Consider the following 13,514-nt stretch of genomic DNA (forward strand, 5'->3'; position numbering starts at 1 on the left):
GATGCGGGACTACCACGAGGAATTCGACGCCACGATCGGGGTGTTGCGACGACCAGTTGAATCCGCCTTGTTAGCGACGCTTGAAAAGCAGTCCCCCCTACGACGAGGGGTTTTCAGTCGGACGCTGCCACACTTCCTTTGGACCCCTCAAGATGCCAGTAAATGTTTGCACGAATTTTTCGTCACTTTAATTGGTTTCTACACCCTTGACGTGACATAGGTAGAATGACGGGTTAAGTGACAAATGGAGATTTTTCGACCTTGGGCGATGTTTTTCCGGCGTGTGTCACGTAAACGATCGTATAAGTGATGGGGAAGTGCTATGGCATTAATTGGTTACATGCGGGTCTCAAAAGCGGATGGCTCGCAGACCACGGATTTACAACATGACGCCTTGATCAAAGCTGGCGTGGATCCGGATCACATGTATGAGGACAAGGCATCGGGCAAGAAAGAAGACCGACCCGAATTAGCTTCCTGTCTGAAAGCACTTCGTGCCGGCGACACCCTCTTGGTGTGGAAGCTTGATCGTCTCGGTCGGAACCTGCGGCATCTGGTCAACATCGTCCACGACCTCACCGCCCGCGGCGTCGGACTGAAAGTGCTCACCGGGCAGGGTGCGGCGATCGATACGACCTCGGCTCAAGGCAAGTTGGTCTTCGGGATCTTCGCCGCACTGGCCGAGTTTGAACGCGAGCTGATCTCCGAGCGGACAAAGGCGGGTCTCGAATCGGCACGGGCCCGCGGGCGCAAAGGGGGCCGACCGTTCAAGATGACCCCGGCCAAGGTGCGCCTGGCGATGGCCTCGATGGGACATTCCGAGACCAGCGTCGCCGCCTTGTGTCAGGAACTCGGGATTACCCGGCAGACCCTGTACCGGCATGTCTCCCCGACGGGGGAGTTGCGTGAGGACGGACGGAAACTGCTCACCGGTAGCTGATTTCTCGCCCGCGGTACGGGTGCGCCGCCGTTTTTCCGGGGTTGTCTCGAAGGGGACCTATATATAGAGGAATAGCTGCGAAAAAATGAAAGAAGGAAACGAGGCGCTGACCACCTGTCCTGTACCGGGTGCCCGGTCCGATGTGTGGGTTCATATTCCCAGGCTGGGCACGGACCTGGCTGGTTTCTTTAGATGAGTATGGCTCTTAGCTGCGTGTGAAGATTGTCGCAGTTTCACCGACTGGCCAGCTGCAGTTCAGGTCAGACGGCGCTAGAATTTTTTGCGAACGGCACGCTTTCCTAGTCACGTGTGCCGTTCGGTATTGTTGCAAACTCATGTTTTCGACGAAAATGGCGGACTTGCGATCCGCAGTGCGCTGCACGCTATCACGTAGCTAGCAAGCGGGAATTTCTCTTCGCAACAGCACCCTCAAGATCAACAGGTCCTCCTATTACAAATGGAAAACAACCTCTCCTGCCAGGACGAAACGCCTGCTGGACGACTCCGTGCTCGGTGCCCAGGTAAAGTCCATTTTCACTACTGAGCGCGGTTGCTACGGTGCCAAACGCATCACCGCTGAGCTCAATGATGATTCAGGAAAAACGCCGGTCAATCACAAGCGAGTGGCCAGGATCATGAAGTCCTTGAAGCTGTTCGGATATTCGAAGAAACGCAAGGTCACCACCACCGTGTCCAACAAAACCAAGACGGTGTTTCCTGACCTCGTGGGCCGGGAATTCACCGCTGCTCAGACGAACCTGATCTACGTCGGCGACATCACGTATCTGCCGATTGCTGATGGATCGAATATGTACCTGGCCACGGTAATCGATTGCTATTCTCGCCGACTGGTGGGCTTCGCGATCGCTGATCACATGCGTACCTCCCTGGTGCAGGATGCCCTGCTCATGGCCAAGGGCCAGCGCGGCAGCCTGAAAGATGCGGTGTTCCATTCCGACCACGGAAGCGTTTACACCTCTCACGGGTTCCAGGACACTTGTAAGGAGCTGGGAATCAGGCAGTCAATGGGATCAATCGGGACCAGTGCTGACAACGCCTTGGCGGAGTCGTTTAACGCTGCGCTGAAACGGGAAGTCCTTCAAGATTCCAAGACCTTTGCGAATCAGTTGCTCTGTCGTCGGGAGGTGTTTCGCTGGTGCACCAGGTATAACACCACCCGGAGACATTCCTGGAGGCTTATTCATAGGGGTTTAGCGCTCCCAGGTCGATCGCCGCTCGTGGGGCGTGTCGTGTGCGCATAAAAAGGGGACTGCCTGTTTCGATTAATGTGTGAAGAAAAACCCAACAAACAGTCCCACCAACAAGACTACGGCCCCACTAAATGACACTCAACTACTCGGCCTGATCGAGACCATCGAGCATTGCGATCAGCTCGCCGATGTGCCCTACGGCAGGCGCACTCTGACCGTGGAAGATCGTGTCCTGCTGACTCTGGACTACCTCAGCGAGAACCGCACCGAACAAGCACTCGCCAAGAGCTACTGTGTCTCTCAGCCCACCGTCTCCCGCATCATCAGCACCTTCACCGATCTGATCACCACCCTGCTGGAAAAACACCGGCCCACTCCCGCAGACTTCCAGACCTTTGCCGGCACACTCGTGGTCGATGGAACCCTAGTGACCTGCTGGGACTGGCACGACCACCACGACCTCTACTCCGGGAAACACAAGACCACCGGGCTCAACCTCCAGGTCGCCTGCGACCTCGACGGACACCTGATGTGGGTCTCCGACCCGAAACCCGGGTCCTGGCACGACCTCCGGTGCATTCGGGAATCGGAGTTCCCCGACCCCGAAGGGCAGTCCTGGAACGTCACCGCCGATAAAGGCTACATCGGCTGGGACTGCACGCACCCGATCCGGAAACCCAGAAACGGCAGCCTGAACGACGAAGACAAAGACTACAACCGGCAGGTCAACAGCCACCGGGCAGTGATCGAGCGAGTGAATGCACATCTGAAGAACTGGCACATCCTCAAAACCAGGTATCGACGCCCAATCGACGATTTCCCCAACGTCATCAGAGCAATCATCGGAATGATGTTCTACAACGGCCTATGAATAAGCCTCCTGGTGTAAATATCTCGCGCCAACCGTATTCGAGGAACGCTGTCCTGCTATTCTGAGATCTGCTTCTTGATTAAATCCCCTGTGTCTACTTTCCAGGGGTCGGGCCCGATGCAGTGGAGCTTTGGTTTTGTCAGCGTTTCCGTCGCCGAAATTATTAGAGCCATCCTCCTCAGAGGACATAACAACACCGTAAAGTTAATTCTGGGGGAAATACGGGGATTTTGTGCAAAGGAGACGTTATGGCTCGAGGTCGTAGGAGCGGGAAGAAAAACGATGTCCCTCGTACAGAGATCACCATTGTGTCCGGTGTTCAAGAAGCCAATCGGCTTCAGGCAGGGACAGTAGTAGAAGACCTGACACTCACCAGTTCAGCACTGCTGTATGCCGATCATGTCAGGCTGTATTCGATGACAGCTGCTTTCCTACGCCAGCTGGGGACCTTGGCTGGGTTACCTGCGGAGTACCCCTGCAAATTGTTTGTGGACACGATGCTCAATAATGAGCACACTTCTCAGGAACGGCGAGAGCAGCTAACCCCTATTTCAGCACTTCTTGAGCAGCTCATTGCTACCTGGGAAAGCACCAGTCGTGCCCAGCGACGGGCTCCAGATTCCACGTACAACGAGCTGAAGAAACACATTCAGCCCTTTTCTGATCAGCTGCGCTTTCAGTACTTCGATATGTGGAACGCCCATGGAGGAGACCAGTTGGAGGAAGCAGAGGCTGCAGGCCAGCTAACCATCATGACGTCCTGGATAGACGACCTTTTTAAAGGCGGTGACCTCGACCAAGAACTCCTTCTTGGACTTCTAGAGTCGCAAGCTGCGGTAACAGAAGGCTCGTTAATGTTCGACTCGATGATGGGTGGCGTGGTCTCTGCAGCCCAGAAAGAGGAGGTTTTTAAACTTCCTCCGGCTAGCAGATATGGGATCAGGCGTACGGCTACTGGTACGGCCATGATCTCTTATCTGCCGACCTTTTCTGGTACGACTATTTCTGACGTTCTCGAAGCGAAGAATCAGATCCGCACACCGCTTGATAATTACAAACAGGCGGTTAAAGACCTTGAGCAGCGACTTGAGCCGTCCGCCAATACTCCACAGGAGTTCAAAGATGAGCTCGATTTCCTCTGGCATGACCATGTAGAGCGTCGGGTCAAAGAATTGAGCGAAGCCTTTCAAGATACGAAGCTTCCACGTATCTCGGCCGCATCGAAGGGGTTCGTTCGAGGAGCGATCAAGCCAGGCATGGTTTTCCTCGTAGGAGACAAGGCGGTAAGCGAAGCAAACCTTACCCCCGAGGACCTCGAAAGAATTATGAATGTTGCGGACGGCGCCGGAATAGCTTCCTGGCTAACGCCAGAGGGTGTAGCCACCGCATCGGTGGCTAGTGGAATCATGGGAGCGGTAAATGGATGGCGAGCGGCAACTAAGAAACTTGATTCGATTGGGGGCGAGGGGCTCTTCTACCTCGTTGATACGAATAACGCTTTGAATAGGAAAACATAAGCTGATCGGTACTGATGTCTCCTCCGTAATATTCAAGTGCCGAGCTCTGAACCGTAACGCTAAGCATTTCGCACACTCCTGCTACAAAAAGCGTTTTCGATCTAATCGCAACAGGGAAAACACGTTCTGCAGGGCGATTCAATGGGCTATACCCTATTGGGCCACTCTCCGGCCAGGCGTTTCCCCTGTCTCAAAAGGTGGGTTACCTCTTTTGATACACTATGTGCCAACAAGTCAATAATCTTTTGGGACACTAGGGGAATCAGATGGCCAGGCCGGGCACACTGCTCAACGAGGACCTGCGAACACCGCAGGAAGAAATACAGATCGTGCGCAAGCACAAGCACACCACCACCATCCAGCGGCGCGTCCAGCGCGGGCACCGGTGGGTGTGGGACTCGATGACGCAGAAGGTGGCCACCGAGCGCGTGCTTGACGACGACGCGGCGCGGTGGCGCGCTTTCGAGAACAACCCGAAGCTGGCGACCTGGCGCAGCACCCTGGGTAAGCCCCAAGCCCTAGTGAAGATTCACCGTTTCTATAAGTACGTCACTAAGGCGCAGGTCTACTACGGCCGCGACGACGCCGGTGTCACCCGGTGGGGTGAGATCGAGGAGATCTCCTCACCTGACGTCGTGCGTGACGGCGGGGCCGGCTGGGGTTTTCACCCACCCGCCTGGGAGACGACCCACGACACACCCGTGGACGGGCAGGCCAGCCAGGCCGACGGCCACGCCACCGAGATCGACAGCGGTGCCGCGGCGGCGACCACGGAGACAAACGACGCTGCCACAGCCATCGCGGCGACACCGGCCCCGGCAGCCGACGCCACACACGTCACCGACTCCCCAGCCTCGCCGGCGCTGGCCGTGCCCGCACCTCCACCGACGGGGCAGAAAGTCTCCTACCTGCGGGTCTCCAGCAAAGACCAGAGCATAGCCCGCCAACGCGAAGCACTTGCCCACCTCGGCATCCGCAAGGAGTTCGTCGACGAGATTTCCGCGCGCTCCCGCGCCGACCGTCCCGGTCTTGAAGCCTGCCTGGAGTATCTGCGCGACGGCGACGAACTACATGTGGCCAGCATCGACCGACTCGCCCGCTCCCTCATTGACCTCAAAGAGCTGGTCACCGAGCTCACCAACCAGGGTGTTACGGTCGTTTTCCATAAGGAGGGGCTGCGGTTTGCCGCCGACACCGACGATCCCACCGCGAACCTCATGCTCGGTGTCCTCGGCTCCTTTGCGGAGTTCGAGCGCGCGATCATCCGCGAGCGCCAGGCCGAAGGCATCGCGCTAGCTAAGAAGGCCGGGAAATACACCGGCCGGCCCAAAGCACTCTCTGACAAGCAGGTGGCCGACGCGCGGCGACGCATCGCAGGTGGTGAGTCGAAAACATCGGTAGCTGAGGGGCTCGGGATCGGTCGCTCGACGCTGTATCGCTATCTCTAAACCGGCTATCTACCTGGCCTTATCTTCAGACCATGGGAAATCATCTTTCCTGGTCGGGCAGAATTCCCGTCAAGAAGCGGTACCCAATACGCGAAGAAACTCCGCTTCCTTAGGTCGTCAGCGCTGAACGGTCATCCGCCCGCCTTGTTCAGAGCCGTCAGGAAGGAATCATCCGCGGCGCCGTCGGCGCAATTCGAAAAGCATATGCCCGAAGATGTGGGCCAGGCCGAGCAACCCTTCAGGTTCGGCGCGGAAGCCGGAGCGGACATGGACGGCAACGACGGTGGTCGCCGGTCACGGTCAAGAAAGGGGACTGAGTCGGACTTCGTTGTCGAGGGCGATCTTCGATGCAAGTGAGTGCACTGTCTACGGGCGCCCCCGTATGTCGACTGTATGGTGAGCCCAAGTCGGCGCTACCGGGCCCCGACTCAGAGTTATTCCTGGGGAGTTGCCCGGGTGATCCACCCCAACCAGAAGGTCGGTGTCGCGGCGATCAGCAGATGCACAGCCAGGATGAGCTGCCACACTGATTGGAGGACATCCTCGGCCCAGACTCCACCGGATTGACCGATGACCGCAAGAAAGACCATGAGCACGACGCCTGCGCCGATCGCAACCCAGAATCCGGCGGTAAAGGCCCGCGACTTGAGGCTGCGTTCGTACTCGTCCAGATACCCGGACTGGGTTTCAGCAATGTCTCGGGTGGCGGAGCGGGTGATCAGCCAGCAGAGGATGAACACGACAAGCGCTACCCACCAGATCATAGAACCGAAGGCGGTCGCCAGGGTCGCACCGATGAGCACGAGCCAGGCGACTGCCGCAGCACTGATGGCTGCTATTTTTCTTGTCTTCATCGCTTCAAGGTCCTCCAACTCCGCTTGTCTCGATGATTTTCCGCAAACGTAACTAATCCCGGAAGCACGCTCCGGAATTCTTACCTGTAATCGTCTGGCGAATAGGTGAAAGGTTCTCTGCTAAATACCGACTCGACGGGTAAGTCGAACACCGCGCAAATGGCCATCGCCAAGTCGAGCGAGGGATTGTGTTCGCCCCGCTCCAACGCACCGATGGTCTGGTGGTTGACGTCGACCTTGTCAGCCAAGGCTTTGCGAGACAGGTCCATCTCGGTCCGCAACACCCGCAGGCGGTTGTAGAGCGGACGCACCTCTTTCTTCCTCGGCATAGACCCAGCGTAGCACCTGACCTTTGCACGAACAACACTTTCTGCCCTTATTTACATAAAAACATTGCATATACACAACACATCGTTGTATCTTCGGGGGTGTAATCACCACAGCGAACGGAAAACACCATGCTCCAGCTCAACAATGTCAGCAAGAGCTACACCTCCCGGCGGGTGCTGCGCGGCATCAGTCTCGATGTCCTTCCAGGCGAGCTCTATGGATACGTCGGGGGCAACGGCGCCGGCAAAACCACCTCCATGCGCATCATGCTCGGCATCAGCGAAGCCGACTCCGGCACGGTGAGGTTAAACGGAAGCCCCATCGATGACCGAGTGCGCTCGACAATCGGCTACATGCCCGAGGAGCGCGGCCTCTACCCAAAGATGACACTCGTCGACCAGCTGACTTACTTCGGCGTCGTCCACGGTGTCACTGCCCGCTCGGCCCGCGCCGCCGCGGACTACTGGCTTCACCGCTTAGGCCTGTCCGGCCGCTCCGACAGCCCGCTTGAATCGCTGAGCCTCGGTAACCAGCAGCGCGTACAGCTGGCCGCCGCCCTAGTGCACGAACCAGCCGCCCTCATCTTGGATGAACCATTCTCCGGATTGGACCCGGGTGCTGTGAATACGATCGCGAACATTCTCCGCGAGGAAGCCGACCGCGGCATCCCGGTCGTCTTCTCGAGCCACCAGCTCGAATTAGTCGAGAAGCTCTGCGACCGCATCGGCATCCTGCGCGACGGCCGCATCATCGCCGAAGGCACCTACGAGCAACTGGGCAGCGCGGTCGGACGACAGTACGTCATCGAGACTCCCGTCGCCCGCGCCACGTGGCTGTCGCAACTGGAGCGGGCCCTCGATAACGACGCCGAGCATCTGTCCGTCCAAGCACAAGACGGCAACCACACCCGCGTAAAAATTTCCGAGCACCTCGACGAACAGCTCATCATTGACGTTATCCGCCGCAGCGGCGACCTCACTGCCTTCTACCAGTGGCTGCCGCCGCTGACCGAGATTTACTCCGCGGCCATGTCCGGCACGGCGGACTCCCCCACCACCGCAGCGGCCTAGCGCACAGAAACAAAACAGCACCACCGAGCACCCTTCCCACCACGCCTGAAGGAAACACCATGACAACGCTGGATGAATCTCCCCCACCACATATCTCCGACCCCCCTTCCCAACGTCCACAGCTGGCACGCACCGCTGGCACCAACCGCTGGTCCGTCGTCTTCGCGGTCCTGTTCCGCGAGCTGAAGGCCAAGCTACTGACCCCCGGCTACCTGTGGAGCACCATCGCCTTCGCCGCGGTCGCCTTCTTCACCCCGGCCCTGCTCAACCGCGGGGGTGACAACACCTCGGTCATCGCGATTCCGCCGGAGTCCGGCGGATTAACGGGGCTCCTCGAATCCGGCGCTCAGGGCGCCTGGTCAATCCGTGAAGTCGCGGACAAGCACGAAGCCGAAGCACTCGTCACCAACGGCGACGTCGACGCCTACCTGACCCCGGCCGCTGACGGCAGCTGGTCACTGGTCAGCTCGGAGGCGATGAGCCCACAGTTACTGGAATCGCTGCAGACCTTGCTGTCCACCCAGTCGTTGACGTCCGCTGCCGTCGAAGCCGGCGCTACCCCAGAGCAGTTGACCGAGGCCGTCTCCGATGCCACCGTCACCCCGATCATCCTCGAACAAGCCGTCGTCGATATGCCGACGCTGCTTTTCGCGTTGGGCATCGGCCTGACAATCGTGTTCATCGTGCTCCTGTGGGGCGCGACCATGGCCAACGACGTAGTCCAGGAGAAAACCACCCGTGTCGTCGAAATCCTGCTGGCGACGCTGCGCCCGTGGCAGCTGCTGGCCGGAAAGATCATCGCGATCACCATCATCGGCATTCTCCAGGTCGCCGCGGTCCTGGCCGCCACCTGGGCGGGACTAGAACTGTTCGGCGACGGCATCTCCTTTGAGGGAATCCCCGTCAAGTTGGTCGTCGTCGGCGTCATCAGTGTCTTAATCGGTGTGCCGCTGCTGGCCTCCTTCATGGCCGCTATGGCCGCCCGTGTCGACCACCCGGACGACGTCTCCACCGCCACCCAGCCGGTCTACCTGCTGCTGATGGTTCCGTTCGCCGCGGTCGTATTCCTGGCCTTCGAAAAGCCAAACGGCACCGTGCTGGAGATTCTCTCCTACGCACCGGTAACCAACATTTTCGCAATGCCGGTCTTCGTCGCCGCCGGCGACGTCGCACCGTGGCAGCTGCTGGCCAGCCTAGCGATAGCCCTGTTGACACTGGCTGCGGCGATCGCACTAGCAGGACGCATCTACTCCAACTCGGTCTTGCGCAGCGGCACCACCGTCTCCTTCCGGGAAGCCCTGTCTTCCACCTAACCCCATCCCGCCACCGACCACCGCACCACACCACCAGAAAAGGATGAATACTGTGAATACCTTCACCACCCGCTCTGCTGTCACCCTCATCAGCGTCATCGTCATGATTGCGCTGCTCGCACTTGTCTTTGCGACCTCCTTCCCGTGGTGGCTGGGACTGATCATCGCACTGGTTATTCTGCTGCCGATGCAGATCTACCTGAACAAGTCCCACCCACAGCGCAACACCATCCGCAATGACCACTAGCGCCCCGCACGTCGGCGGCGTCACCGCTGCCGCGGGACATCACTCTATTTCCCAAGCGGCTAAGGACCTGCAGACCTGGCGGGCATAGGGCTACCACGTCGCCAGCATCCTCAATCCCACCTACCCTCAGCACCTGGCCGGGGTATACGAAGCACCAGCCCTGCTGTTTAACAGGTGCTGTTATAAATAGTGAATCTCGCCTGCACCCATTCGGAAAACCGCAGTACACAACGGTTGGAAGATCAGCGAAATAGGCTCACCACGCGAGTTGGCGACAGCACCACCCAAAGCACTGTCCGAGGAGCAGGTGGCTGACGCACGGCGGCGGGTCGCAGGCGGGAAGTCACAGACGGCTATCGCTCACGATCTAGGAATTGGGCGCTCCACGCTGTATCGCGCCTTAGCGGCAGAACAATAGTCCTGCCCAGGAAAAGTGGGCTTACCAGCAATTTCCAGGGGTCGATTCCCCGTGGAGATATTCTCGCTCGAAGGCTTTCTTCGACGAGCAATGGCCGTGAAAAACCTGCGCGTTGACGGCGTCGTCCACCGTCGCACCCGGGGTGAGTTCTGCCCACACTCCAGGCGCCACCGCTACAGCTTCTGACGTGCCCGTGCCCTCAAACGCCCACTGCATATTCTCGGGGATCTCAGAGACCGGGACAATCTGCGGGTAGCCCTCCGGCAAAGAAAGTGTCTCGGCGGGTGCCTCGGCCGCAGTGTCCACCGGCGTCTGGACAGGTGTTTCCGTCGGCGCCTCAGCAACCGGCTGCTCACCATCCGGGCTTGAGCAACCCGCCAGCAGTAAAATCGACACACAGACAACAAGGGTTTTCTTCACGGCGTGACCATATCATTTCAGGTTACACCGCCTTTTCGAACGGATACTCAGGCTGCCGAAACGCAAGAACCATCTCTTAGGGCAAGCAACACGCAGGCGTTGTGCGTTTTCGACTTCGCTAGGCAGCAGGAAAGTAGGATTATTTCATTAAGCTAAGACAAATGACCGATGCCTTGCTTGGCCTATCCCACTTACTGAGCTTTCTGACGGGACCCTCACCCTGCGTGGGCTTAAAGCCACTGACGCCGAGGACATCTATCTATGCGCCATCGATGAACGCATGAAACGCTATACCCAGGTGCCGTACAAATACACCCGTGAGATGGCCCTTGATTTCGCCACCAGACGAACCGACAACCTCGTGTTTGCCCTTCAACACGACGAATTCGGCGAGCGCTACTGCGGCAACATTGAAATACGCCTGCGGGATCCATCGATCCCTTCGGTCTCCATCGGATACAACACCGCCCCATGGGCCCGCGGACGCGGGCTGCAAGCCCGAGCCTTCGCGCTTGTCATGCAACACTGCTTCGACAAAGGCATCCACCGTGTCGAAGTACAGGCCGCAGTGCACAATGTTGCATCTCGACACGTCGCCGAAGTCGCTGGCTGTCAGTTCGAAGGGATCATGCGCCACGGTGAAAACCTCCGGGGCAGGCGTCATGATCTCGCGGTGTACGCAAAACTGGCCACAGACTAACCCCTAAGAAGCGCGGCCTCGCCTTTTATGAGACAGCTAACCGAGTGGGTGCACCCCACAGGGCACGGTTGCGCAAGATAATGTAAGCATGTATTCTTTTCCGTAAGACGTAAGTGCATTAAGTTAAAGGGAATCATGAAATCCATAACCATTCGACTCCCCGACGAGTTGAAGGACCTTATCTCCGCGGAAGCAGAGAGCAACGGCCAGACCCAAAGTGACTATCTGCGACAACTTATTGAAGCCCATGCGGGGCAGATTCAAGGAGAGAAGTTTCCTAGGAAATCTTTCCAGGAGCTGTCACCGACCGCCGTTGAACGCCAAACGCTGATACTGGGGTATCAAATCCTCCTTGCCACTCGCGGTGATCTTCCCGAGGAACTGTATGACCCGGAATACTTCCGCAACGTGGTGAAAGCACTGCAATACGGGTACGCAGGAGAATACCCCCGGATATTTGCGGGCACTGATGAAGAGTTGAGCTACGACGAGTGTCGGCTGGTGTGGGACATCTTGGATATGTTCCGAGTGATTAAATACAGCATTCGCGACTTGGGCGACAATGGCTGGGAGCGCACCGAAGTCATCGAGGCTGAGCACTACGGGTCATTCCAGGGATTTGATTTCCAGATCAACCTGGAAAGCAAGCTCGCTGGCTATGTCGATTTTCTCGTGTCCACCGGTCGTTGGGAAGAGCAGAAATCAGTAGTCGAGGCCAACGGAGGAAACTCCCACCGCGAGATGCTGCCCACCTACCGTTCTATGCTGGCGGAGTTTAAACCCGTCTGGCGCCAGGTCACTAGCCGCGGCGGCCGGCACCGCCTCAGTGCAGAGGAAATCAAAGGGGTGCTGCTAGCTGCTCCCGGTGCACATCTCAAAGAAGAGTAATGCCCGGACAACGACACCTACCCGCAATGGTGGGGGAAATCCACCTCACAACCAACCGCACCCAGACATGCAACAACCCCGAGCACAAAGCCCGGGGTCGTGGGGTAAGGTGCGTCGATCTACATCGACGCTCACAGCACTAAGGATACCATCACCGGCAATGAGAACCAAAGACGAATTAGACGCCATGCTCGGAGCGGCCCGCTTCGAAAAATACTTCACCGTCGCCGGCAACGACCTCGACAAAGCGGTGCAGTTATATCGATGGAACACCCGCCTGGCAGGTTCGTTGCACTCTCAGCTGTCTTATTTTGAGGTCTTGACGCGTAACGCCATGAACAGAGCCTTACAAGACTGGAATTATCAGCAATGCGGTCACCGCGAGTGGTCCTTAGAACATCAGTCAGCCGACCTTTTATATGCCATGGCAAACCGACCCATGGCCCAGGCCCGGAAATGGGCGCGTAAAGAGTCTCGACGCCGCAGACGAGGACATGCCCGCAAGAACGCTCCGCTGAACCACGACGACGTCGTCGCCCAACTTACCCTGGGCAACTGGTCGAATCTCCTCGGCGAGGCGTTGCCGGTTCACAGAGCAAATGCGCAAATTTTGTGGAAGAACTGCCTGCACATAGCGTTTTCCAACGTCGATAGTAGTGACCGGTCGCGAGAAGATATCGGGAAAAAGTTCGAACGCTTAACGCATCTGCGCAACCGAGTGTCCCACCAGGAGAACCTCCTGGAGACGAACGTGCGGAGCCGGCTCAACGATATGCTCTCCGTACTTCATGCCATCGATGAGGACTACCCCGGCTGGGCGATGGTAGGCAGTCAGGTCAGACAGATAGCACAGGAAGATCCGCGGAAAAACTGGGAGTGAAAACAGCCGTGTCCGCTGCGACGCACCATCGCATAGACGACCCCGGGGTCTGGTCCGAGTGCGACCGTCGCGCGGAAGCTCTGAAGTCACCTGCGTCCAGCCCGCTATAAGACCCAGAGAGTGGCCCACCCTTCATGGATGGGTGTGAGGACCCACGGACCCTTACTCGTGACACCTCGTTATGCCCGCCTCTGGTTGAGGTTGGGGCCGTGCGATGGGGTTACTCTCTACTTTCCCAGGGGGAGTCCAAAGGGCGTCCTAAAGAGGTAGCCTAAAAGCATCCGATTGAAAGGTTTCTAGCCCATGAGTCCCAGAAAAAATGCAGCTCGGAAGCGGCTTCTAGAATCCCTCGGGGCCTCCGAAAGTGACCGGGCCCAGATGACGGATAAGGAACTTGCTGCCGCAAG

The 13,514-nt window shown here is 58.0% G+C and carries 14 protein-coding genes and 2 pseudogenes; 12 read left to right on the forward strand and 4 right to left on the reverse strand.

Going from position 1 to position 13,514, the window contains the following annotated elements; all coding sequences use genetic code 11:
* Positions 1-322: 322 nt before the first annotated feature.
* The 5 genes and pseudogenes from ACXZ66_RS13935 to ACXZ66_RS13955 all read left to right on the forward strand — a co-directional run bounded on the left by ACXZ66_RS13935 (position 323) and on the right by ACXZ66_RS13955 (position 5,987).
* The gene (locus ACXZ66_RS13935; RefSeq protein WP_458751461.1) at positions 323-940 is read left to right on the forward strand and encodes a recombinase family protein; all 618 of its coding nucleotides are present in this window, start codon (positions 323-325) and stop codon (positions 938-940) included.
* A gap of 428 nt (positions 941-1,368) precedes the next feature.
* Positions 1,369-2,202, forward strand: a pseudogene (locus tag ACXZ66_RS13940) (IS3 family transposase); the annotation flags it as partial.
* 28 nt (positions 2,203-2,230) lie between these two features.
* The gene (locus tag ACXZ66_RS13945; RefSeq protein ID WP_458751463.1) at positions 2,231-3,022 is read left to right on the forward strand and encodes a transposase family protein; all 792 of its coding nucleotides are present in this window, start codon (positions 2,231-2,233) and stop codon (positions 3,020-3,022) included.
* Positions 3,023-3,270: 248 nt separating this feature from the next.
* Complete coding sequence (locus ACXZ66_RS13950; protein ID WP_458751465.1) at positions 3,271-4,539, forward strand: hypothetical protein; 1,269 nt, start codon at positions 3,271-3,273, stop codon at positions 4,537-4,539.
* A 266-nt stretch (positions 4,540-4,805) separates the two neighbouring features.
* Positions 4,806-5,987, forward strand: a complete 1,182-nt coding sequence (locus tag ACXZ66_RS13955) for a recombinase family protein (RefSeq protein WP_458751467.1) — start codon at positions 4,806-4,808, stop codon at positions 5,985-5,987.
* 168 nt (positions 5,988-6,155) lie between these two features.
* On the opposite strand, the pseudogene ACXZ66_RS13960 reads toward ACXZ66_RS13955, so the two are convergent.
* The 3 genes and pseudogenes from ACXZ66_RS13960 to ACXZ66_RS13970 form a co-directional block, all read right to left on the reverse strand.
* A pseudogene (locus ACXZ66_RS13960) lies at positions 6,156-6,260 on the reverse strand (hypothetical protein); the annotation flags it as partial.
* Between the two features lie 161 nt (positions 6,261-6,421).
* Complete coding sequence (locus ACXZ66_RS13965; protein WP_458751469.1) at positions 6,422-6,841, reverse strand: hypothetical protein; 420 nt, start codon at positions 6,839-6,841, stop codon at positions 6,422-6,424.
* Between the two features lie 80 nt (positions 6,842-6,921).
* Positions 6,922-7,170 (reverse strand): helix-turn-helix transcriptional regulator, encoded by a 249-nt coding sequence (locus ACXZ66_RS13970; protein WP_458751471.1) that lies wholly within the window; start codon positions 7,168-7,170, stop codon positions 6,922-6,924.
* 129 nt (positions 7,171-7,299) lie between these two features.
* On the opposite strand from ACXZ66_RS13970, the gene ACXZ66_RS13975 reads away from it, so the two are divergent.
* The 4 genes from ACXZ66_RS13975 (at position 7,300) to ACXZ66_RS13990 (ending at position 10,219) form a co-directional block, all read left to right on the forward strand.
* The gene (locus tag ACXZ66_RS13975; protein ID WP_458751473.1) at positions 7,300-8,241 is read left to right on the forward strand and encodes an ABC transporter ATP-binding protein; all 942 of its coding nucleotides are present in this window, start codon (positions 7,300-7,302) and stop codon (positions 8,239-8,241) included.
* A 59-nt stretch (positions 8,242-8,300) separates the two neighbouring features.
* Entirely contained in the window at positions 8,301-9,554 is a 1,254-nt protein-coding gene (locus ACXZ66_RS13980; RefSeq protein WP_458751474.1) for an ABC transporter permease, read from the forward strand.
* Between the two features lie 52 nt (positions 9,555-9,606).
* Entirely contained in the window at positions 9,607-9,801 is a 195-nt protein-coding gene (locus tag ACXZ66_RS13985; RefSeq protein WP_458751476.1) for a hypothetical protein, read from the forward strand.
* Positions 9,802-10,069: 268 nt separating this feature from the next.
* Positions 10,070-10,219 (forward strand): helix-turn-helix domain-containing protein, encoded by a 150-nt coding sequence (locus tag ACXZ66_RS13990; protein WP_458751478.1) that lies wholly within the window; start codon positions 10,070-10,072, stop codon positions 10,217-10,219.
* Positions 10,220-10,240: 21 nt separating this feature from the next.
* On the opposite strand, the gene ACXZ66_RS13995 is transcribed toward ACXZ66_RS13990, so the two are convergent.
* Entirely contained in the window at positions 10,241-10,639 is a 399-nt protein-coding gene (locus ACXZ66_RS13995; RefSeq protein ID WP_458751480.1) for a hypothetical protein, read from the reverse strand.
* Between the two features lie 268 nt (positions 10,640-10,907).
* Here ACXZ66_RS13995 and ACXZ66_RS14000 point away from each other — a divergent pair, with 268 nt between their 5' ends.
* The 3 genes from ACXZ66_RS14000 to ACXZ66_RS14010 all read left to right on the forward strand — a co-directional run bounded on the left by ACXZ66_RS14000 (position 10,908) and on the right by ACXZ66_RS14010 (position 13,107).
* On the forward strand, positions 10,908-11,339 hold the full coding sequence (locus ACXZ66_RS14000; protein WP_458751496.1) for a GNAT family N-acetyltransferase: 432 nt from the start codon (positions 10,908-10,910) through the stop codon (positions 11,337-11,339).
* A 135-nt stretch (positions 11,340-11,474) separates the two neighbouring features.
* Positions 11,475-12,227, forward strand: a complete 753-nt coding sequence (locus ACXZ66_RS14005) for a YfbU family protein (protein WP_458751482.1) — start codon at positions 11,475-11,477, stop codon at positions 12,225-12,227.
* A gap of 160 nt (positions 12,228-12,387) precedes the next feature.
* Entirely contained in the window at positions 12,388-13,107 is a 720-nt protein-coding gene (locus ACXZ66_RS14010) for an Abi family protein (protein WP_458751484.1), read from the forward strand.
* The last annotated feature ends 407 nt before the right edge of the window (positions 13,108-13,514 follow it).

It is taken from the genome of Corynebacterium sp. S7 (genome assembly GCF_054401105.1).

What these genes read in the sequence shown, in the direction of transcription:
- ACXZ66_RS13965 (WP_458751469.1), bottom strand. Translation starts at nt 6,841, where the DNA reads ATGAAGACAAGAAAAATAGCAGCCATCAGTGCTGCGGCAGTCGCCTGG.
- ACXZ66_RS13970 (WP_458751471.1), bottom strand. Translation starts at nt 7,170, where the DNA reads ATGCCGAGGAAGAAAGAGGTGCGTCCGCTCTACAACCGCCTGCGGGTG.
- ACXZ66_RS13935 (WP_458751461.1), top strand. Translation starts at nt 323, where the DNA reads ATGGCATTAATTGGTTACATGCGGGTCTCAAAAGCGGATGGCTCGCAG.
- ACXZ66_RS14010 (WP_458751484.1), top strand. Translation starts at nt 12,388, where the DNA reads ATGAGAACCAAAGACGAATTAGACGCCATGCTCGGAGCGGCCCGCTTC.
- ACXZ66_RS13975 (WP_458751473.1), top strand. Translation starts at nt 7,300, where the DNA reads ATGCTCCAGCTCAACAATGTCAGCAAGAGCTACACCTCCCGGCGGGTG.
- ACXZ66_RS14005 (WP_458751482.1), top strand. Translation starts at nt 11,475, where the DNA reads ATGAAATCCATAACCATTCGACTCCCCGACGAGTTGAAGGACCTTATC.
- ACXZ66_RS13950 (WP_458751465.1), top strand. Translation starts at nt 3,271, where the DNA reads ATGGCTCGAGGTCGTAGGAGCGGGAAGAAAAACGATGTCCCTCGTACA.
- ACXZ66_RS13955 (WP_458751467.1), top strand. Translation starts at nt 4,806, where the DNA reads ATGGCCAGGCCGGGCACACTGCTCAACGAGGACCTGCGAACACCGCAG.
- ACXZ66_RS13980 (WP_458751474.1), top strand. Translation starts at nt 8,301, where the DNA reads ATGACAACGCTGGATGAATCTCCCCCACCACATATCTCCGACCCCCCT.